24 protein-coding genes are annotated in these 17,156 nt (G+C 48.8%); 12 read left to right on the forward strand and 12 right to left on the reverse strand.

What is annotated here, in order from left to right; genetic code table 11:
* The first annotated feature begins 333 nt into the window (after positions 1-333).
* The gene (locus tag ACSZLD_RS00005) at positions 334-948 is read left to right on the forward strand and encodes a flavodoxin family protein (protein WP_444684104.1); all 615 of its coding nucleotides are present in this window, start codon (positions 334-336) and stop codon (positions 946-948) included.
* 45 nt (positions 949-993) lie between these two features.
* On the opposite strand, the gene ACSZLD_RS00010 is transcribed toward ACSZLD_RS00005, so the two are convergent.
* Genes ACSZLD_RS00010 through ACSZLD_RS00020 form a run of 3 tightly spaced genes read right to left on the reverse strand, consistent with a single transcriptional unit; the run spans position 994 to position 3,236 of the window.
* Positions 994-1,380 carry a hypothetical protein gene (locus tag ACSZLD_RS00010; protein WP_444683855.1) on the reverse strand — a complete coding sequence of 129 codons (387 nt, stop codon included), beginning with the start codon at positions 1,378-1,380 and terminating at the stop codon, positions 994-996.
* Entirely contained in the window at positions 1,370-2,497 is a 1,128-nt protein-coding gene (gene solA, locus ACSZLD_RS00015; protein ID WP_444683856.1) for an N-methyl-L-tryptophan oxidase, read from the reverse strand. The genes ACSZLD_RS00010 and solA overlap by 11 nt, the downstream gene beginning before the upstream one ends.
* 13 nt (positions 2,498-2,510) lie before the next feature.
* Positions 2,511-3,236: an undecaprenyl phosphate translocase family protein gene (locus tag ACSZLD_RS00020; RefSeq protein ID WP_444683857.1), complete on the reverse strand. Its 726-nt coding sequence runs from the start codon at positions 3,234-3,236 to the stop codon at positions 2,511-2,513.
* Between the two features lie 251 nt (positions 3,237-3,487).
* Here ACSZLD_RS00020 and ACSZLD_RS00025 point away from each other — a divergent pair, with 251 nt between their 5' ends.
* Both ACSZLD_RS00025 and ACSZLD_RS00030 read left to right on the forward strand, forming a co-directional pair.
* On the forward strand, positions 3,488-3,685 hold the full coding sequence (locus ACSZLD_RS00025; RefSeq protein WP_444683858.1) for a hypothetical protein: 198 nt from the start codon (positions 3,488-3,490) through the stop codon (positions 3,683-3,685).
* A 136-nt stretch (positions 3,686-3,821) separates the two neighbouring features.
* On the forward strand, positions 3,822-4,571 hold the full coding sequence (locus tag ACSZLD_RS00030) for a hypothetical protein (RefSeq protein WP_444683859.1): 750 nt from the start codon (positions 3,822-3,824) through the stop codon (positions 4,569-4,571).
* Positions 4,572-4,703: 132 nt separating this feature from the next.
* Here ACSZLD_RS00030 and ACSZLD_RS00035 read toward each other — a convergent pair whose 3' ends face one another.
* Positions 4,704-5,135: a hypothetical protein gene (locus ACSZLD_RS00035; RefSeq protein WP_444683860.1), complete on the reverse strand. Its 432-nt coding sequence runs from the start codon at positions 5,133-5,135 to the stop codon at positions 4,704-4,706.
* 391 nt (positions 5,136-5,526) lie between these two features.
* Here ACSZLD_RS00035 and ACSZLD_RS00040 point away from each other — a divergent pair, with 391 nt between their 5' ends.
* Positions 5,527-6,369: an alpha/beta hydrolase family protein gene (locus ACSZLD_RS00040; RefSeq protein ID WP_444683861.1), complete on the forward strand. Its 843-nt coding sequence runs from the start codon at positions 5,527-5,529 to the stop codon at positions 6,367-6,369.
* Between the two features lie 48 nt (positions 6,370-6,417).
* Here the strand turns inward: ACSZLD_RS00040 and ACSZLD_RS00045 are convergent, their stop codons facing one another.
* The 6 genes from ACSZLD_RS00045 to ACSZLD_RS00070 are packed head-to-tail and all read right to left on the reverse strand — an operon-like array spanning position 6,418 to position 8,334.
* Positions 6,418-6,594: a hypothetical protein gene (locus ACSZLD_RS00045; RefSeq protein WP_444683862.1), complete on the reverse strand. Its 177-nt coding sequence runs from the start codon at positions 6,592-6,594 to the stop codon at positions 6,418-6,420.
* Entirely contained in the window at positions 6,591-7,118 is a 528-nt protein-coding gene (locus tag ACSZLD_RS00050) for a GNAT family N-acetyltransferase (protein ID WP_444683863.1), read from the reverse strand. The genes ACSZLD_RS00045 and ACSZLD_RS00050 overlap by 4 nt, the downstream gene beginning before the upstream one ends.
* Positions 7,105-7,560: a GNAT family N-acetyltransferase gene (locus ACSZLD_RS00055; protein ID WP_444683864.1), complete on the reverse strand. Its 456-nt coding sequence runs from the start codon at positions 7,558-7,560 to the stop codon at positions 7,105-7,107. The genes ACSZLD_RS00050 and ACSZLD_RS00055 overlap by 14 nt, the downstream gene beginning before the upstream one ends.
* Before the next feature lie 19 nt (positions 7,561-7,579).
* Positions 7,580-7,756: a hypothetical protein gene (locus tag ACSZLD_RS00060; RefSeq protein ID WP_444683865.1), complete on the reverse strand. Its 177-nt coding sequence runs from the start codon at positions 7,754-7,756 to the stop codon at positions 7,580-7,582.
* A gap of 31 nt (positions 7,757-7,787) precedes the next feature.
* Positions 7,788-7,982, reverse strand: a complete 195-nt coding sequence (locus ACSZLD_RS00065; protein WP_444683866.1) for a hypothetical protein — start codon at positions 7,980-7,982, stop codon at positions 7,788-7,790.
* A 1-nt stretch (position 7,983) separates the two neighbouring features.
* The gene (locus ACSZLD_RS00070; protein WP_444683867.1) at positions 7,984-8,334 is read right to left on the reverse strand and encodes a VOC family protein; all 351 of its coding nucleotides are present in this window, start codon (positions 8,332-8,334) and stop codon (positions 7,984-7,986) included.
* Between the two features lie 318 nt (positions 8,335-8,652).
* On the opposite strand from ACSZLD_RS00070, the gene ACSZLD_RS00075 reads away from it, so the two are divergent.
* The 8 genes from ACSZLD_RS00075 to ACSZLD_RS00110 all read left to right on the forward strand — a co-directional run bounded on the left by ACSZLD_RS00075 (position 8,653) and on the right by ACSZLD_RS00110 (position 14,349).
* The gene (locus ACSZLD_RS00075) at positions 8,653-9,291 is read left to right on the forward strand and encodes an MIP family channel protein (protein ID WP_444683868.1); all 639 of its coding nucleotides are present in this window, start codon (positions 8,653-8,655) and stop codon (positions 9,289-9,291) included.
* Positions 9,292-9,389: 98 nt separating this feature from the next.
* Positions 9,390-10,067 (forward strand): potassium channel family protein, encoded by a 678-nt coding sequence (locus ACSZLD_RS00080; RefSeq protein WP_168007975.1) that lies wholly within the window; start codon positions 9,390-9,392, stop codon positions 10,065-10,067.
* 33 nt (positions 10,068-10,100) lie between these two features.
* On the forward strand, positions 10,101-10,457 hold the full coding sequence (locus tag ACSZLD_RS00085; protein WP_444683869.1) for a DUF805 domain-containing protein: 357 nt from the start codon (positions 10,101-10,103) through the stop codon (positions 10,455-10,457).
* Positions 10,458-10,583: 126 nt separating this feature from the next.
* Positions 10,584-11,420, forward strand: coding sequence for an EamA family transporter (locus tag ACSZLD_RS00090; RefSeq protein ID WP_444683870.1), 837 nt, complete (start codon positions 10,584-10,586; stop codon positions 11,418-11,420).
* A 148-nt stretch (positions 11,421-11,568) separates the two neighbouring features.
* Positions 11,569-11,919: a helix-turn-helix transcriptional regulator gene (locus ACSZLD_RS00095; RefSeq protein ID WP_444683871.1), complete on the forward strand. Its 351-nt coding sequence runs from the start codon at positions 11,569-11,571 to the stop codon at positions 11,917-11,919.
* Positions 11,920-12,058: 139 nt separating this feature from the next.
* Positions 12,059-12,373 carry an ArsR/SmtB family transcription factor gene (locus ACSZLD_RS00100; protein ID WP_444683872.1) on the forward strand — a complete coding sequence of 105 codons (315 nt, stop codon included), beginning with the start codon at positions 12,059-12,061 and terminating at the stop codon, positions 12,371-12,373.
* Between the two features lie 57 nt (positions 12,374-12,430).
* A complete protein-coding gene (locus ACSZLD_RS00105) occupies positions 12,431-13,303 on the forward strand; it encodes a permease (RefSeq protein WP_444683873.1) in 873 nt (290 codons plus the stop codon).
* A 251-nt stretch (positions 13,304-13,554) separates the two neighbouring features.
* Complete coding sequence (locus ACSZLD_RS00110; RefSeq protein WP_444683874.1) at positions 13,555-14,349, forward strand: metal-binding protein ZinT; 795 nt, start codon at positions 13,555-13,557, stop codon at positions 14,347-14,349.
* Positions 14,350-14,405: 56 nt separating this feature from the next.
* Here ACSZLD_RS00110 and ACSZLD_RS00115 read toward each other — a convergent pair whose 3' ends face one another.
* Positions 14,406-15,920 carry a hypothetical protein gene (locus ACSZLD_RS00115; RefSeq protein ID WP_444683875.1) on the reverse strand — a complete coding sequence of 505 codons (1,515 nt, stop codon included), beginning with the start codon at positions 15,918-15,920 and terminating at the stop codon, positions 14,406-14,408.
* 828 nt (positions 15,921-16,748) lie between these two features.
* A complete protein-coding gene (locus ACSZLD_RS00120; protein WP_444683876.1) occupies positions 16,749-16,967 on the reverse strand; it encodes a hypothetical protein in 219 nt (72 codons plus the stop codon).
* Positions 16,968-17,156 lie beyond the last annotated feature (189 nt).

Raw genomic sequence — 17,156 nt, forward strand, 5'->3', positions numbered from 1 at the left:
CCATGGTATACTCTTGGAAAGTAGCCGTTTGGCTGCTCATAAAAATCGCCTCCTGGTGGTGTTGGTTTTGTCGCTTACACACACAGGTTCGGCGATTTTTTTCTGTTTCCTTCTATAAAATTACTTCTATACATAAAAAGGGGCTGTCCCGTCGATAATATCGACTTATGGGACAGCCCCTTTTTTAAGGATTACAACCTCGTTCCTGCTTTCTAAATGTATAACATGTTTTGAAACAACGTAAAATAGGTATTAAATGGAATGAAACAGAATGAAGATTCTACTTCACAAGCAGCGACTGATAAGCTGCCTTCAAAAAGGAGAAGATTAATGATGAAAGCACTTTTTCTGAACGGTTCGCTAAAGCCGTCCCCTGCCCTTTCACACACCTCTGGTTTATTGGAGGAAGCAGCGGAATGGTTCACGAAGCTTGGCGTGGAAACCGAAGAAATCCGGCTGGCTGATTACCGTATTCTGCCTGGAATGGAGAAGGACCTCGGGGAAGGTGATGAATGGCCTCAGCTTCTTGAAAAAGTCATGGAAGCAAACATTTTAATTATGGCAACTCCCATATGGATCGGGGAAAAAAGCAGCGTTGCCACGCTAGCCATGGAACGGCTTTACGCGGCTAGCAGCGATTTGAACGAGCACGGCCAGTCGATTTATTACAATAAAGTAGGCGGTGCTGTTGTAACCGGCAATGAAGACGGAGCAAAAGAATCCGCAAAATCCATCCTTTACGGCCTGTCTCATATTGGGTTTACGGTTCCGCCAAATGTGGATGCCTACTGGGTTGGGGAAGCAGGCCCTGGTCCGTCTTACTTAGAAACGGACCGTGATAACACATTCACACGTCAGAATACGAAAATCATGTGCTACAACCTGGTGCATTTTGCGCGCATGCTTCAAAAGCATCCGATTCCTGCTGAAGGCAACACCCGCAATTGAACTTATGAATAGCAGCAAACAAACCAGAATGTCAAGTCATGGAAGCTAACGCCGCTGCGCCTGGTTCATCGGCAGCCACATGAGTATGAAAACGGATGCATAAAGACCGGTCGCAATGCCGAGCAGGGCGTTGCGGCTCAGCGGTGCGAACCAGTAGCTCTCTTCCATCAGCAGCGGTCCCGTTACAAACGTAACCGTACATAAAAGCACGATCCCTGCCGCCGTTAAAACCGGCGGCTGCTTTCTGCTCCACCGTGCAAGCAGGAATGCTGCCGCCATGCTGATGACCATCATTCCTAAGAGATGACGAAAGACGCCTGGAATGGCCCAATCGTAAAAACGGCTTCCATAGTCGAGATAAATGAGCAGCATTGGCAGCGGAAAGGCGAGCGCGCACACGTAGATGATTCTGGTGAACGTGTCAGCCTTCATCTGAAAACCGTCCAAGCGTAAACGAAGTAAGATCCATTGTCGTATCGCTGCCTTCGACGAGCTGCACGAGCGCTTCTCCTACTGCCGGCGCGAATTTAAACCCGTGCCCGGAAAATCCGGCTGCGACCGCGATGTGAGCAAACTGCGGATGCCGGTCGATGACAAAGCTTCCATCCGGCGTCATCGTATATAAACACGTTTTGCCATGCTTCATGCTTCCGCACTGCGGCAGGAACCGGCTTAGAAAAGCTGACGCGTCTGCGCTGTCCGCTGCCTGAAAAGGAGCGAGCGGCTGCTCCGGATCGACCGCTTCCCCGCCGTCGTGGCGACCCAGCTTGATTCCTGCCTCATCGACACTTGAAAACCCGTAAAACGTTCCACCCGCTGTTTCCATCGCAAACCCCGGAAATACGTTTGCTGAGTAAAGCGCTTCATCGGCCTCGTACCAGGAAAACGTTTTGCGAATAGGCTGCAGCGGGATTCGCAGCCCAAGCTGCTTTAAAACAGCTCCGCTCCTCGCTCCGGCAGAAATGATTACTTTTTTTCCTGTAAAGCTGCCGCGGTCAGTCACCACAATCACATGATCCGCCGACGGTTCAACGGATTGCACGGTCGTGTGCGTATAAAGCTTAGCCCCGGCTGCGACTGCCTCCCGCCGGTAAACGCGAAGCGCTTTTTCAGCGTAGATAACGCCTCCCTCCGGTTCATAGCAGCCCGCATAATCAGCCGGAAGTGCAAGGCCCTTCCAGCGAGCATTTGCCTCCTCAGCGGTAAGAACATCGAGCGGAAGCTTGTATTCACGGGCGCTATCAATCATTTGATTCACGAAGGCCCCATCTTTTTTGCCTGCTCCAAGCACTCCTGTTTTCAGATACAGCTCTTCTCCCGACGCATGCTCCAGCTCCTCCCAAAGCGCTTTTGCCCGCAGTACAAACGGCACATACTGCGCACCCTCTCCATAAGCGAGCCGGATCATCCGCGTATCACCGTGATGACTGCCAGCTGTGTGCGGCGGATCGTCCGCGTCAATCATCGCCACGCTTTTTCCGTCTTTCGCTGCCGTATAACCGGCGGCAAGCCCCATCGTTCCCGCGCCGATAATGATCACATCAATCATGGAAAACCCCCTGTTATGTTCTAGTTAATGATAGATTTGCGATAAACAGCATTCCTGCAGCTCCGGCTGTAAATGTGACACCTGAAGCCACCCACACTGCTGGTGCTGAGGCTTCGAGATTGACACCGAGTGCATACAGAGAGCCCGTTACGAGGCCGGTGATGAGCAAATATGTACGAAAAGGATGGTTTGTAAGAGCTGCTTTAACAAGTCTGCTAATGACGAGCAGCCCTGTTATAACTCCTGCTGAGATTGGCAGCAAGACAGAGAAATTCAGTTGCAAAACAGCCGCCGTCGCCGTTTCGTACACACCGAGAATCGTTAAAATAAGTGCACCGCTCATTCCGGGCAGGACAAGCGCTGTGCTGGCAGCCAGTCCTGCAGAACCTAGAAATAAATAGTGTACCCACGCACTGCCTTCTGTTTCAAACGTGATTCTTCCTCCTGCTGCTTGCAAGACTATAACAGCAGCAATTCCTGCAAAAATCCACCCTGCTTCTTTGACTCGAATTCCTTTTCCCATCGCTGCCGTTTCTTTTACGAGTCCAGGTAAAAAACCGGTGATGATTCCTGCAAAAAAGAGTAAGGTTGGCGTTCTATAGGTTTGAAGCAAATGATCAATCGTCCACATCGCTCCGAGCAGCCCCGTCACCATGCCAAACCCAAATATCGCTAAAAACGGAATCGCCTTTTGTCGATCTTTCGTTGACAGCATGCTCAGCGAAGCGATTAGTCTCATAAATACCCACCATCATGGCCACCGTGCTCCCGCTAATCCAAGGCACGGTTTCTGTCACTCCTACGGCCACTCCTTTCCACCACAAACCTCTCATTCCTCCGCCTCCCAGAAATCTTTTCCAGCTCATTGTAGCACACCTTTTTTCCATTCAGTTTCCTCATCCAATTTTTTCATGCGGACGTCATCAGCATTTGATGGTATACTGGATTCGGAATCTCAGTCATTCCAATACCTTCAGTAAGGAGATCAGTATGAATAAGCTGACACTGTTTGGTAAAGCAAACGCTGTTTTCGGAGCGCTTCTGTTGATCGTCGGATTTTACGCAGCCTCAGCAGAATTTATCGGCGGGACATTTTCAGTTACGCCGTTGATCTACATTGCCCTCGGTGCTGTGCTGCTCATCAATGTATTTGTGTTCCCTGCTGCTTCGCTGAAAGACCATACATAAGGAACAAAGAAGCGCCCTTGGAAAGGCGCTTTTTTATATTTATAAACTATCTATCTTGATGCTTTGTAATGAAATTTATGACATTTATATGCTTTGATTTGGTATGATAAAAGTATATTAATTAGGGGGTATGATTATGAAAAAATCATTAGGTCTCCTTTCGATGAGTTTTATTTTACTGCTGGTTGCTTGCGGGGAAGAAAACAATGTGAATGAAACAGAAGCAAGCAATAACAACGATGCGACTAACCAAATTGAAGATAGCCCAGACAACAACTCTAACAACGGTGATAATGATGAAGAAGTAAGTAATGAACATGATAATTCTAATGAAGCTGCTAATGACTCGGCCGATCAAAACTTGAATAATGAAGATGAAGAGGTCATGGAAGAGGTTCAGGAGGATGGATGGGAAACGGAAGTTGGGGAAACCATCGAAAATGAGGGCGGTACATTCACACTCCATGCCCGACAAGATGATATTGATACAATTGAAACTGGTCCAGTCATAATGGATATTCTTCAAGTAAACACTGTATCCGGTGAACTAACGCCTGATATGGCTGAGCTGATGGAGTCAGACGTGATTGATTACATTCAAATTGATGTTGAGGTGCAAAACTCGTCTGATGACGATATCACATTCTATGTAAATCAGGCCACTATCTCAACAGATACAGGGGAGCAGCTTGAGTCTGACTGGCTGATGTCTGATTATTTAGACAGTGATATGATGGCAAATACGACTCATAGTGGCAGCTTCTTTTTTATTCTTGAAAATTCAAATGCAGAAGATGTAAACAGTGTAAGAATGACATGGTCAGCTCCGATTGATGAAGACTGGAATGAATTAGGGGAAGACATCGATATTGAGATTTCATTTTAATGAATTACAGTCTATTACTAAACTATCGTGAAGTACTTTTTTCAGATGCAGCTTAAGTACTTTATACAACTGACAGGCTCCAGTCATCATTTGACAGGAGCCTGATTATTTCATTCATAGTTGTTATGTTTATTATGATTCTTCCACCTGAAACGTAAACGTCTCCTGAAGCGACTCTCCTTCCTCGTGCCAATCAAGGGTGATGGTAATTGGTTCTTCATTTGCTATGCTTCCTAAAAAAGCAGGGTTTTGCGCGCTTCCTCTCCGTTCCTGCTCCACTATCTCGCCTGCCTCCACTTCATCGACTGAGGAAGAGGCCATTTCATTCTGATCCAATTCTGCAGATAGCGACGTGATCCGTACATTTTCTGCAACCGCTGATTCATTCCTATACTCAGCTGTAATGAGCACTTCTTCCCCTTGATCGTCCCCGGCTTCGAGTTCTTCAACCGAGACGTGCACGTCCCAATGATCCGATGTTTCATTCCATTCATAAGCACGCAGCTCGTCCGTTGCACAGCCTGCCAGCAGGATGGCAACAGCAATAAGTAAAACTCTTACCATTTCTCACGCTCCTTCCTTTCAATTACACGCACATATTAATAAAGTGTTCCGGGTTCTTCAACAGGCAGCTCCGAATGTCCGCTGACTGGTTCTGGCTCAGTCCTGTCTGCCACATCAGGGTGCACCGGTGCTACCAACGTGTACGGCTTTTAGTCGTCGGTGCAACCCTCTTGTCCTTCAATTGGGTCCGGATGCAGCTCAGCGAGTCCGCTTTCAAACACGCGAAATTCAGTAGGTTCGACGGCGCATGAGCTGCGATGATTCCCTTTTTCATGGAAACCCTCCTCTTATGATATTAGACGGGAGGCGTGCCTCCACGTTTCAACAAATTGGCAGTTTATTGAAACCGCTTCCGTCTTACTTCCGTAGTCATTTATAGAAGGAGGCGGTTATGAAAGCAACGTTACCTAAAGTTACAGTCCTGCTTGTATCAGCCTGCTCGACCGAAGAGGTTATCACTGACAAACAGGAACTAACGGGATTCTCAAGTGATTATGACGTGAACGCCTGGGAGATCACATACGAAAGCGACGGCTATCTGATTGACGGGTATGTGGTCAGTGCGGATGAGGAACCGGCACCGACGCTGATCATCAACAGAGGCGGAAACAGGGACTTTGGTGAAGTAACGCACGATGAACTCGCATACTTCCACAGCTACTGGGCCGAGCAAGGCTATACGGTGATAGCCAGTCAGTATCGGGAGGGCGGCAGCAGCGAAGGCGAGGATGAATTTGGCGGGGACGACGTGCACGACGTGCTGCAGCTCGCACACGTTGCGGAAGAACTCGCTTTTGCCGATGCAGATGAAATCTATATGCTCGGCTTTTCCAGAGGAGGCATGATGACGACCCGTGCCATCCAAGAAGGCATGGACATCCGGGCCGCCGCTGTCGTTGGAGGAGCGACTGATATCCGCGAGCTATATGAGAATCACCGCCCCGAAATGCGGCCGCTGCTCACTGAACTGATCGGTGTTCCCGATGAGGTGCCGGAGGAGTATGAAAAACGGTCAGCTGTTCATTGGGCAGAAGAGATCAACGCACCCCTCCTCATTCTCCACGGCGAGGCAGATGATCAGGTCCCGGTTGAACAGGCCGAAAAGCTGCACGAAGCGATGAATGCCGCCGGGCAGGAGTCCTCGCTGCTCACCTATGAAGGGGATGATCACAGCGTGCAGGATAACTGGGACGCTGCACAGGTTGAGATACTCGACTGGTTCGAACGTCACTAAACAACGAAGAAGCTTTCTGCAACATACTCTGCAGAAAGCCTATTCCCCTTACGTTTTTTGCTCATGCCGCCTCTTTACTCCGATCAGCAGCAGCCCGAAAAAGGCAATGGATGAAAGCAGCACGAGCAGCTGGGCTGTCTCGGACGAAGTCGTGAAAAAGACGACGCCGTTCACCAGCAGAAACACTGTGATAATCGCTAACGCTGCTGTTGATGGGTACTTCACGCGTTCCGTTCCCTCCATTCGTCTTCCAGCATGCTCATTTCAATTAAGTTCCAATATGTATCGCCGACTTTGCGAAAGTCACGGTACGTGCCTTCGTAATGGAAGCCGAGCTTTCGGTACGCATGAATGGCAGGCGTATTAAAATCAAATACGCCGAGGCTGACCCGATGAAGCTGCAGGTCGTCAAATGCTGTGGATAGGGCGTGTGACACCATCTGTCCGGCATAGCCACGGCCTCGTTCTTCCGGCACGCCTACGATGACTTTACCGATCCGCGCACTGTTGTGCGTGTGATCTATTTTTCGAAGCGCCAGGTGGCCGATAAGCCGCCCTTCTTTTTCAGCGCTCCAGATAATGCTGTCCGGCTCCTTCCGGTAATCCTCCAGCTGCAGCGATGTAAGCGGGAAGCTAAACGTCGTTCCTGCCCACTGCACGAGCATTTCCGGCGACGTGATCCAGCTGATTAACGTCGCATCATCCTCTGCCGTAAACGGACGAATGGTTAGTGTATCAGCTGATTTCATAGTGCAGCCACTCCGATAACGTTCCGCCCATTTTTGCGTAAAAAGCCTGTGCCGGCTCATTATCCGCTGCGGTTTCCCAGACGAGCGACGCATAATCGCCGTCGCGCACAAAATCCACGCACGCCGTAAACAACTTTTCCCCGACCTTGCCGCCACGCATCTCTGCCGTCACGTACAGGTCATTCATAATCGCCTGCGGCTTCATTTTTAACGTACTGAAGCTCATGTAGAGCGTTGCAAATCCGGCAAGACCGTCGTCCGTTTCCGCGACGAACTGCACGCCGAACGCTTCATCCTCCATTAATCGCTTGATTACCTCTGCGGTCTGCTTTGGATCGGGCTCTGTCTGTTCGTAAAACAAGGTAATATACTCATGCATCAGCTTTTGCAGTGCTTCTGCATCCTGAGGCTGTGACCGTCTGATCCGAACGTCTTTTTCCACACTGGTTCCCCCTCTGTCATCAAATCTGCTGTTTATCCTTCCATTCTTCCCGCAGATGAACGAGCTGATACACCATCTGCTCCTGCAGAATCTTCTGTTCACGGAAGTGCTGCTTCACTGTTTTCAGCAGAATGAGAAGCAGAACACTTTGTCCGATAAGTACGAATACCCCAATGATAACGGCTGCTGTCAGCATGACCTGCGCCCCCTTTCCATGTCCTCTTTCTTTACCACCAGAGGAAACCGGCTAATCCAACCAGCGCGAGAAAAGCAAAAGCCGCTCCAATCACGAGCTTTGTGCGCTCTTTCCCTTCTGCTGAAACGGCTGCTTCCTCCTGCTTCGCCAGTAAGCGGAAGGCGGCAATCAGAATTCCAAGCACAAACAGACCGAGAATACCGACGACCGCACCAAACATCCCCATGTTACTGCTCCTGAACGAAACCGAGCTCATTTCCATCCGGATCCTGAATCGTAAATTTCCTCGATCCGTACTCTGTTTCCAACAGCGGCTCCAGAACACGCACCTGATTTTTCAGCTTGCCCCAAAGCGAGTCGACATCCTCAGCATGGAAGTTAAACCGCCCGGCTGACGGAAAGTCCTCGTTTTCCATCAGGCCGAAAACAGCTCCATCAGCCGCTTCAAAGTGGACGTAGTTCGGCCGTTCTCTCGGCCACTCGGTCTCCACCTTCCAGCCAAGTGTCTTCGTATACCAATGAACCGCTCGCTCCAAATCCTTCACGTTAATTCGCACGTGCGCTAATTTCGTCTTCATAAACCCCACTCCTTTCGAACCTGATTTTACCCAGTTTATCAAACTATGCAGCTGAAAGCGATTTCCTCGGAAAAACAGGACCTTTTCATAGATTCCTTTTATTGATTTACTATTACTAAGGAGGGATATGCATGTTCGAAACCGAGAGACTGATCCTTCGTCCGTTTATCGGAGAAGAGATTGACTGGCTTATTGATTTTCTCGGTGAAACAGATATATGGACGACATTCATCTAATTACCGGTTGACTTCTCTCCAGCTCTGCGACAGAATATAAACGAATGCTTATATACTCACTCGATGCTGGAGGCTTGCTGACATGAGACAATATTTAACGGCGGAATTCGTCGGTACCTATATCCTTGTATTCGCCGGTACGGGAGCCGTGATCGTCAATGAATTAACCGGCACCATTACACATGTCGGGATCGCGCTTACGTTCGGACTCGTCGTCATGGCGCTTATTTATACGTTTGGTCATATATCCGGGGCCCATTTTAACCCCGCGGTGACGATCGGCTTCTGGGCGATGCGCACCTTTCCTGGAAAAAGCGTGCTTCCGTATATTGCGGCTCAGGCAGGCGGTGCGACTGCCGCAAGCTTGACGCTGCTTGCCCTGTTCGGAAACGTCGCGGACCTCGGGGCGACCCTGCCTGCCTATGCCCCTGAGCAGTCGTTCATCCTTGAAATCATTTTAACGTTCATTCTCATGCTCGTCATCGCCGCTTCAGCTGTACATGCGAAGGCGATTAAAAGCTTCGCCGGCATCGCGATCGGGGCAACGGTCGGGCTGGAGGCGATGTTTGCCGGTCCAATCAGCGGTGCCTCGATGAACCCTGCACGCTCACTCGGTCCCGCACTCGCGTCCGGCACGCTTGAGCACCTGTGGATTTATCTGACTGCAACGGTGCTCGGAGCATTGCTCGCTGTCGTTGTCTACCGGCTGCTGCAGGATTGACCTAAGACACATTGGAAAAGTCTGTATGATTTCATGATTGACAATCCCCCGCTTCCGGCGTAGCTTTAAAAGCAGGAAGTATAGGGGGGTTATTTTTTATGAGAAAAAAGAAAACTCGTCATAAAAATCAATACGCGGTGATCGGCCTCGGACGATTCGGAGGCAGCGTCTGCCGGGAGCTGCATAATATGGGCCACGAAGTGATGGCCATTGATATCGATCAGGATAAAGTCGATCAGTACAGCCGATTTTCCACTCATGCCGTACAGCTCGACAGCACGGATGAACGGCAGCTGCATGGCATCGGGATTCGAAATTTCGAACACGTTGTCGTCGCAATTGGTGATAACATTCAGGCGAGCATTTTAACGACGCTCGTGTTAAAGGATGAAGGCGTCTCACAAGTGTGGGTCAAGGCTCAGAATATGTATCATCAGAAGGTACTTGATAAAATCGGCGCAGACGTTGTCGTGCATCCGGAATTTGATATGGGCAAACGAATTGCCCATAACATCGTCTCCGATAAGGTTATCGATTATATCGATCTTTCCGATGACTACAGCATCATCGAGCTTCGCGCTTCCGATAAAATTGATGGGGAAACGCTTATGTCACTGCAGCTGCGAGCGAAATACGGCATTACGCTGCTTGCGATTAAAGACGGTGAAGCGATGAATATTTCACCAAAGCCGGATGAACCGATCCGCACAGGTAATATTCTGCTCGTCATTGGCCATAACAACGATCTTGAGCGATTCGAAGATACGGAACTGTAGCCTGGTGTTTTTTCATCCTGAAAGGAGCCGATCATGAACTGGTATCTGCACGTTTTAAAAAACTATGCTACTTTCTCCGGACGGGCGCGCCGCAAGGAGTACTGGATGTTTTTTCTTGTCCACTTGATGATTCTTGTCGGCCTCGCGATGATGGAAACGCTGATCGGCCTGCCCACGGTGATTTCTTCCGTTTACAGCCTGGCGGTCCTTATTCCGTCCCTTGCCGTCGGTGTCAGACGGCTGCACGACACAAACCGCAGCGGCTTCTGGATTCTGATCAATATTCTGCCGTTTCTCGGCTGGATCATTTTTATCGTATTTATGGCGTTGGAATCAGATTCCGGCAGCAACCGGTTTGGCCCCAATCCGCTGCATGAACCCGAACCATAAACCGTATATCCTTGAAACCGACCCCGCCGCGGGTTGGTTTTTTCTTGTTTTTCATGCACCGCGCCTTACAAATGATATTGTACCGTGTATACTGGAAGTCTGATTGTGGAAAGGAGACCTTGACACGTGGCACTCTTATTAGGATTTTTAACTGCCGTCTTATTTGGAATCGGTGATTTTCTGGCCGGACAGGTAACGCGCCGCATGCCGACGCTTGCGGTCATTTTTTATGCGCAGGCAGCAGGAACGTTGATGATGATTCCAATTGTACTGCTTACAAATGATACATACAGCACGGATGCTCTTATTTGGGGAGGTTTGTCAGGCGCAGCGCTGGCCGCTGGCTTTTTGTTTTATTTCCGGGCACTGGCTAATGGAAAAATGGGCGTTTCCGCGTCCATTTGCGGGATTATGTCGGCGATTATGCCGGTAACGGCCGGTCTGTTATTCGGCGAACGTCCCGGACTGCTGATTTTTGCTGGACTGGTTGTCCTTACACTCGCGATCGTATTAATTTCAAAGCAGGATGAGAATGACGATACTGCTGCTTCAGCCAAAGTGATGCTGGAAGCGGCGACGGCGGGCTTTCTGCTCGGGCTCTTTTTTGTGCTCATTTACGTTCCGCCAGCGGGTGAAGCGATGTGGACGGTGCTGTTTACGATGGCCGGGGCTCTCTTTCTGACCGCTGCTGTGATGATCGTGCAGCGTACAAGCCTTCAGCTGACTGTTCGAGCCGGCGTACTCGTTACCATTATGGGCGTTTTTCAAACGTTAGCTGCCGTGCTCTATATTATAGGCGTCAACATGGGGCTTCTCTCGGTCATTGGACTTGCCGGATCCATGTCCCCATTGTTCACGCTTCTCTGCGCCCGCCTGATCATTCAGGAAAAGCTCTCCGGCTGGCAGATGACCGGCTTTCTCATGGCGCTTGCAGGCGCCTGCCTGCTCGTGCTTGGTTCGTAATATTCGCTGAAATGAACAATTAGGGACATGTTGTTCACTTCACTGAAAAATAAGCCTTTGGACCTAATTAGAACTATTTACAAATTTCGACATTGTTTGTAAGATATATAGAAATACCAAGCGATATCCGCTTGAGGAGGAATGCACCATGAGCCCGTCGTTAACTTCTGCACAGCAGGCTGCCGACATCGTTCACCGTCACTTCAGTTCACCGTCCCTTACTGTTGGTCGTATTGCGAAGGAGCTTTTTATCTCCGAGTCTCATCTCAGCATGCTGTTTAAGAAGGAGTTTCAGATCGGTCTAAAGGCTTACCTGGTTGCGTATCGTCTCGATGCCTCCCTGCGCCTGTTAGCGGATAATCAGCTGTCGATCGAAGAAGTATCCATCCAGGTCGGCTTTCAATCCGCAAGCTATTATTCTTCCGTTTTTAAAAAGCGCTACGGCATCTCCCCAAAAACGTACGCCATGAAGCACGTTTTTGCTGGATCTGCCAGCTGATTTACTTCCTCTGTGAGATCTTCACAGAGGTTTATTTTATTTATTAAATCAAATTATTTTGATTTAATTGTTGCATAATTAGTCGCGGTTTATTATGATAAGGTTATATCAATTATTCTTGATAAAAGGAGGGAATTTGATGGAACTGCCGATTACGCTGTCAACAACGGTCGATTATGCTGCCTATGAAAAACAATTTAAAGCGCTCGGTGACCAAAAACGACTGCAGATATTGCATTTGCTGTGCGATCGTGGAGAACTTTGCGTCTGCGATCTGACAGAGCTTGTGCACCTGCCCCAGTCAAAGCTGTCCTATCACATAAAGCTGCTGCTTGATGCCGGACTGATCACCCGCGAAAAACGCGGCACGTGGAACTACTATTCTGCGAATCGAGAAACGATGAATCACCTGTTTTCCGAGGAATTATGCTGCATCTTCCGCCCGGCCCCGTAAGCCGGGTATACATTTTGCCTAATATATCAATTTTATTTGATATAAGGAGGGTCCACCATGTTTTTCGACATAGTGATATCGTTTGCCTCTATCATGTTGAAGCTCACAGCCTTGTTTATGATACTCTCGTTTATTCTTCATTTGCTTCAGGTATTTATTCCGTATCATAAGCTGGAACATTTACTGAAGCGGCACTCCGGCTTTCGCGGCGGATTGATCGCGCTTGTTTTCGCCTTTATGACACCGTTCTGCTCCTGTTCTACCGTTCCGATCGTCGTCCATTTATTAAAAAACAACATTCGCTTCGGTGTCGTTATGGTATTTTTGTTTGCTTCTCCTCTGCTCGATCCAACTATCTTAACCGTGATGACCGTGTTTATGGGCTGGGAAATAGCAGTCGCCTACACGCCCGTTACTGCCAGTTTTTCTTTAGCAATTGGTCTGATATTGGAACGATTCGGCATGGAACGCGCGGTGAAGCAGGTCGTCATGAGCGGCTACGATAACCGTCATAACTCGTTCTCAGTGAAACGCGCCTGGTTTGAAACATGGGCGATGATGAAAACTGTTTTTCCTTATTTGACAATCAGTGCTGCCATAGGAGCACTTATGCACGGCGTCGTTCCAACTGATTTCATCAGTACGTATTTAGGCGGCGATGCCTGGTGGCTCATTCCGGCCGCAGCAGTGATCGGCATACCTCTCTATATCCGCCTTTCCACGATGATCCCGGTATCGCAGGTCATGATCGCCGGCGGCATGGCCGTCGGACCGGTGATGGCGATGCTGATCAGTTCAGCCGGAGCCAGTCTTCCGGAGCTCGTGTTATTAAAAACCATTTTTAAAACAGAGCTGATCGTTACGTTTGTCCTCTCTGTTATTATGATGTCGACCGTGTCCGGATTTTTATTTTATCTCATACACGTATAGGAGGAATAAACAATGCTAAAAAAATGGATCAAACAGCTGCTTGGCGTTAAGTCCAGCACACCGAAGAACTGCTGCAGGGTGGAGATCAAGGAAAAATAGGCTTTCTCACGAGAAACGTCTTCTAACACCATAACAGTTATCGCTACTTTGCATTCGTACGCCGAAGCCTCATATAGTCGTTGACACTATCAGACAAACCATGTAATAATTTAAATCGTAACAATAACGATTTAAAAAGGTGGAATGCTATAATGAAACGAACAACGATGATACTATCATTCGCTGCGTTGCTCACAGCAGCTGGATGCCAGTCTGCTAATAACGAAGGCACAGAAAACGCCTCTGCGGAGCAAAGCGAACATCAAGCTGAGGAAAACGAGAACCACGATCAAGCGAATGAAACTAATCATCACAATGAGGAAGATCACAACGATCACGATCATAACCATGATGACAATCACGACCATAACCACGATGACGAGCACGATCACCATCACGACGAAGAAGATCAGGACATCTATGACGGGTATTTTGAGGATGATCAAATCGAAGACCGGGACCTCTCTGACTGGGAGGGAGAATGGCAATCCGTTTATCCTTATTTACAAAACGGTGAGCTGGATGACGTGATGGAGCATAAAGCGGACGAGGACGAGTCGATGACGGCCGAGGAGTACATAGCGTATTATGAAACAGGCTATCAAACAGATGTCGATGAAATTATCATTGAAGAAGATACATTTACATTCCTGACGGAAGATACGGAAATGTCAGCTTCCTACGATTATGATGGCTACGAGGTGCTTACCTATGAAGCCGGTAATCGTGGTGTCCGCTTCATTTTTGAAAAGCAGGATGGCGACAGCGATATGCCTGCCTTTATTCAGTTCAGCGATCATCAAATCGCCCCGAACCCTGCCCACCATTTCCACCTGTATTGGGGCGAAGATCGTGACGAACTCCTGGATGAAGTCACAAATTGGCCAACGTACTATCCAGCCTCCATGGACGGGGATGATATCGCACATGAAATGATCGCGCATTAAACAAGCTGCACGCTAGCAAAAAAAGAGCCGCTCCCACGCTGGGAACGGCTTCTTTTTTATACAAACAAGGAAATGGTAACACCGATCAGACCAATGAAGGCCATGATGTATACCGGCTTTTTCGGCATGTCGCCGCCGTTTTCCATCGCGCGTCCGAACATGTAAAACACAAGCGGATGCACGAGGAACGGCATGGAGAATACGAACGGAATGAGCAGTGCTGCGTTCTCTCCGAACATCCCTTCCTGAATCGCTGCAAACAGTCCGAAGTGCGAAATCGCGGAAGCCTGCGCCATCGCGGCATAGTCAATCGCGAGCGGCCCCATGTACAAAAACGCCAGGCCTCCGAACACCGCGCAAAGCTGCCAGCCGAAGGAAAACTGCATCAGTGACGTGACTTCGCGGCGATCCTCCCCTCCTGCTGCGCGCAGGTTTTTCAGTGCCAGCACCGTCAGCCCGAGGCCGATTGCAACGAGCAGAAGCGCCGGCCAGAGCCAGAGGCTTCCCTGCTCTGCACTTACCGCAAGGATTGAAAATACAAAAATGTGTCCGAAAAACGGAATGTTAATCATAATCGGCGCACGGCTTGCTGCCGTTTTTCCGAAGTCTCCGGCTGTACACGCGCCGGTAAGACCGGAGTGTGACAGCGCTCCTGCCATGCCCGGCGCCAGATTGCGGGCGTTGGACGTTCGGGCGAAATACATCAGCAGTGCGATCCCGCCGAACATCCAGACGAGCTGGCCAAAGAAGCCGTAAACGAGTACCGCATTAACGCCCGGAATATCGAATGCCTCACCGATTCGTGAGCCGCCGACGAGAAAGTTCGCGGCAAGCACGATCGGAATTCCCGCAAACAAAAGCGAGCGCAGCGTAGGACCAAACGTCCATTTATAAAACACGGCCCCGATCGCAGCCGAAACCATCATAGCAAAGAATATCTGCGGCAGCGCAATGACCGGCGCCACAAGCTGGGCAATCATGTAGGAAATGAGCAGCACTGCAAGCAGCAGCGTAAGCTCTACCACACCTTTACGCAAATAGAGCCGCTTGTTTGTAACGCGCGCCTTGTTATCGATCAAAATCAGCGCACCGATGATGCCGATGTAAGCAATCACGGGATAATAGCTGCTTAGTTCTTCCGTTCCCGTTCCTTGAATCGCATGCATCAGTCCGTACATGCCGAGCAAAATGAAAAGCGAGCGAACAATGAGAAACATTTGCGTGCGCGTTGTACCAAGAATGACTTCCTCATCTGCCGGCGTGACCATGTCCTCCGCATCGAGCGATTTTCGCCCGAGAATTTTGCGCAGCTCCTGTCCGCCGACAAAAAACGAAGCGATCAGAGCGATGATCGTCGTCTGCGCCATAATGCCGACCATCGGGAATGCCGTCAGTCCAGGGTCGCTCACCCCGCTGTATTCAAGTAAAAAGCCCATCGCCAAACCGAACAGCACGACGATCAAAATAGGAGAATACCGAGTCCCGGCTACGACCGTTCTCGAAATCAGCACGATCGGAATCAGGAAAAACACGATAATCCAAAACTGGTTCAAAAAATCCAGGTTCGTCATAATAAGTTCTCGTTCCTTTCTAGTTAAACGTCCGCTCTCTAGCTTACCGCAGCCAGCGTTTACGCTCAACGATGCTAACCGCTTACATTGAAAAAAAGTCGCAACGAACTGTGAACTCACTGGACAGGTATGGAAAACTGGTGCAGCTTAGGAGAACATGATGCCGGAACTGCGCAGGATCTGCTTCCGGAGCCGGAAGCTTCCTTACGAAGGGGGGTTGCTTGGGAAAGTGTTCATCTTTTCTGGTAAAATCATTAACTTCTTAAGGAAGATGTTCAACTTTTCAGGTGAAAGCTTTAACTTCGGTATCTAACTGTTTACGAGCATCAACTTTAATCTGCTATAACGAAGAAATGTTCATCTGGCGGACGGAAACGTTTATCTTCTCTAGAAAATGTTCAACTTTTCCGACTGAAGCAGATTGCTTCCGGGGTCCGGAAGCTTCCTTTAAGGATCTTGATAAGTTGACGGCACCAAATGAAAACTTGGCTCGGTCAACTAATAACTTTTTCGCTATATAGAACGCCAAATAATAACAATGATAACTTCGACGCAGAGGATGAAATGTTTGCCTCGTCATTTAATAACTTTTCCGGCCCAATTGAAAACTTCTTAAGCCGGAATGATAACTTTCATGTCGCTGCGGCTCTCTGCATTCGTCCGCAGAAAAACTCAGGAGCACATTGGCTCCTGAGCTTTTCATAGGAGAACAGAGATCTCCTTTGCAGATTGGTCGCGGTGACGATTGAAGTAGAATAAGTAGAGTGAATAGTAGAGTGAGTAAGAGTATTGAATCTGCTGTATGCTGTTGTACGGCTGCGAACCGGTTTATGCAAATGTTCCCTTCGGCTTCTCGGAAACAGGTGACGTCGCTTCTTCTGCCGACGCTTTTCTGACCTGCCACTCCATGGTAGGACGGATCGATTTATTCAGCGCTGCTGCCATCAATTCCGCTTCCTCCTTCGAGTCAAAAACCTTCGGAATGTCCAACCCAGTATGAGTCAGTATTTCATCCGTTCCCCATCTGTTGCGAAAAAGAATATACATGGTATCCCCTCCAAACGATGAGTATACGTTTATGATAGTTGGAAGCGGACAGAAAGAAAAGTAAATCTTTTCTAATACATAATTTCACACAAAAAAGACGTTTATTCAACAAATAGTGATGAAAATGACCTGATAATCATCTATATAACCAGGCTTAAATACTTACAAATTTCCATTAAAGGGGTTGCT

This window comes from Alkalicoccus luteus, assembly GCF_052061695.1.
Lineage (GTDB): Bacteria > Bacillota > Bacilli > Bacillales > Salisediminibacteriaceae > Alkalicoccus > Alkalicoccus luteus.

What these genes read in the sequence shown, in the direction of transcription:
- ACSZLD_RS00005 (WP_444684104.1), top strand. Translation starts at nt 334, where the DNA reads ATGAAAGCACTTTTTCTGAACGGTTCGCTAAAGCCGTCCCCTGCCCTT.
- ACSZLD_RS00010 (WP_444683855.1), bottom strand. Translation starts at nt 1,380, where the DNA reads ATGAAGGCTGACACGTTCACCAGAATCATCTACGTGTGCGCGCTCGCC.
- solA (WP_444683856.1), bottom strand. Translation starts at nt 2,497, where the DNA reads ATGATTGATGTGATCATTATCGGCGCGGGAACGATGGGGCTTGCCGCC.
- ACSZLD_RS00020 (WP_444683857.1), bottom strand. Translation starts at nt 3,236, where the DNA reads ATGAGACTAATCGCTTCGCTGAGCATGCTGTCAACGAAAGATCGACAA.
- ACSZLD_RS00025 (WP_444683858.1), top strand. Translation starts at nt 3,488, where the DNA reads ATGAATAAGCTGACACTGTTTGGTAAAGCAAACGCTGTTTTCGGAGCG.
- ACSZLD_RS00030 (WP_444683859.1), top strand. Translation starts at nt 3,822, where the DNA reads ATGAAAAAATCATTAGGTCTCCTTTCGATGAGTTTTATTTTACTGCTG.
- ACSZLD_RS00035 (WP_444683860.1), bottom strand. Translation starts at nt 5,135, where the DNA reads ATGGTAAGAGTTTTACTTATTGCTGTTGCCATCCTGCTGGCAGGCTGT.
- ACSZLD_RS00040 (WP_444683861.1), top strand. Translation starts at nt 5,527, where the DNA reads ATGAAAGCAACGTTACCTAAAGTTACAGTCCTGCTTGTATCAGCCTGC.
- ACSZLD_RS00050 (WP_444683863.1), bottom strand. Translation starts at nt 7,118, where the DNA reads ATGAAATCAGCTGATACACTAACCATTCGTCCGTTTACGGCAGAGGAT.
- ACSZLD_RS00060 (WP_444683865.1), bottom strand. Translation starts at nt 7,756, where the DNA reads ATGCTGACAGCAGCCGTTATCATTGGGGTATTCGTACTTATCGGACAA.
- ACSZLD_RS00065 (WP_444683866.1), bottom strand. Translation starts at nt 7,982, where the DNA reads ATGGGGATGTTTGGTGCGGTCGTCGGTATTCTCGGTCTGTTTGTGCTT.
- ACSZLD_RS00070 (WP_444683867.1), bottom strand. Translation starts at nt 8,334, where the DNA reads ATGAAGACGAAATTAGCGCACGTGCGAATTAACGTGAAGGATTTGGAG.
- ACSZLD_RS00075 (WP_444683868.1), top strand. Translation starts at nt 8,653, where the DNA reads ATGAGACAATATTTAACGGCGGAATTCGTCGGTACCTATATCCTTGTA.
- ACSZLD_RS00080 (WP_168007975.1), top strand. Translation starts at nt 9,390, where the DNA reads ATGAGAAAAAAGAAAACTCGTCATAAAAATCAATACGCGGTGATCGGC.
- ACSZLD_RS00085 (WP_444683869.1), top strand. Translation starts at nt 10,101, where the DNA reads ATGAACTGGTATCTGCACGTTTTAAAAAACTATGCTACTTTCTCCGGA.
- ACSZLD_RS00095 (WP_444683871.1), top strand. Translation starts at nt 11,569, where the DNA reads ATGAGCCCGTCGTTAACTTCTGCACAGCAGGCTGCCGACATCGTTCAC.
- ACSZLD_RS00100 (WP_444683872.1), top strand. Translation starts at nt 12,059, where the DNA reads ATGGAACTGCCGATTACGCTGTCAACAACGGTCGATTATGCTGCCTAT.
- ACSZLD_RS00105 (WP_444683873.1), top strand. Translation starts at nt 12,431, where the DNA reads ATGTTTTTCGACATAGTGATATCGTTTGCCTCTATCATGTTGAAGCTC.
- ACSZLD_RS00110 (WP_444683874.1), top strand. Translation starts at nt 13,555, where the DNA reads ATGAAACGAACAACGATGATACTATCATTCGCTGCGTTGCTCACAGCA.
- ACSZLD_RS00115 (WP_444683875.1), bottom strand. Translation starts at nt 15,920, where the DNA reads ATGACGAACCTGGATTTTTTGAACCAGTTTTGGATTATCGTGTTTTTC.
- ACSZLD_RS00120 (WP_444683876.1), bottom strand. Translation starts at nt 16,967, where the DNA reads ATGTATATTCTTTTTCGCAACAGATGGGGAACGGATGAAATACTGACT.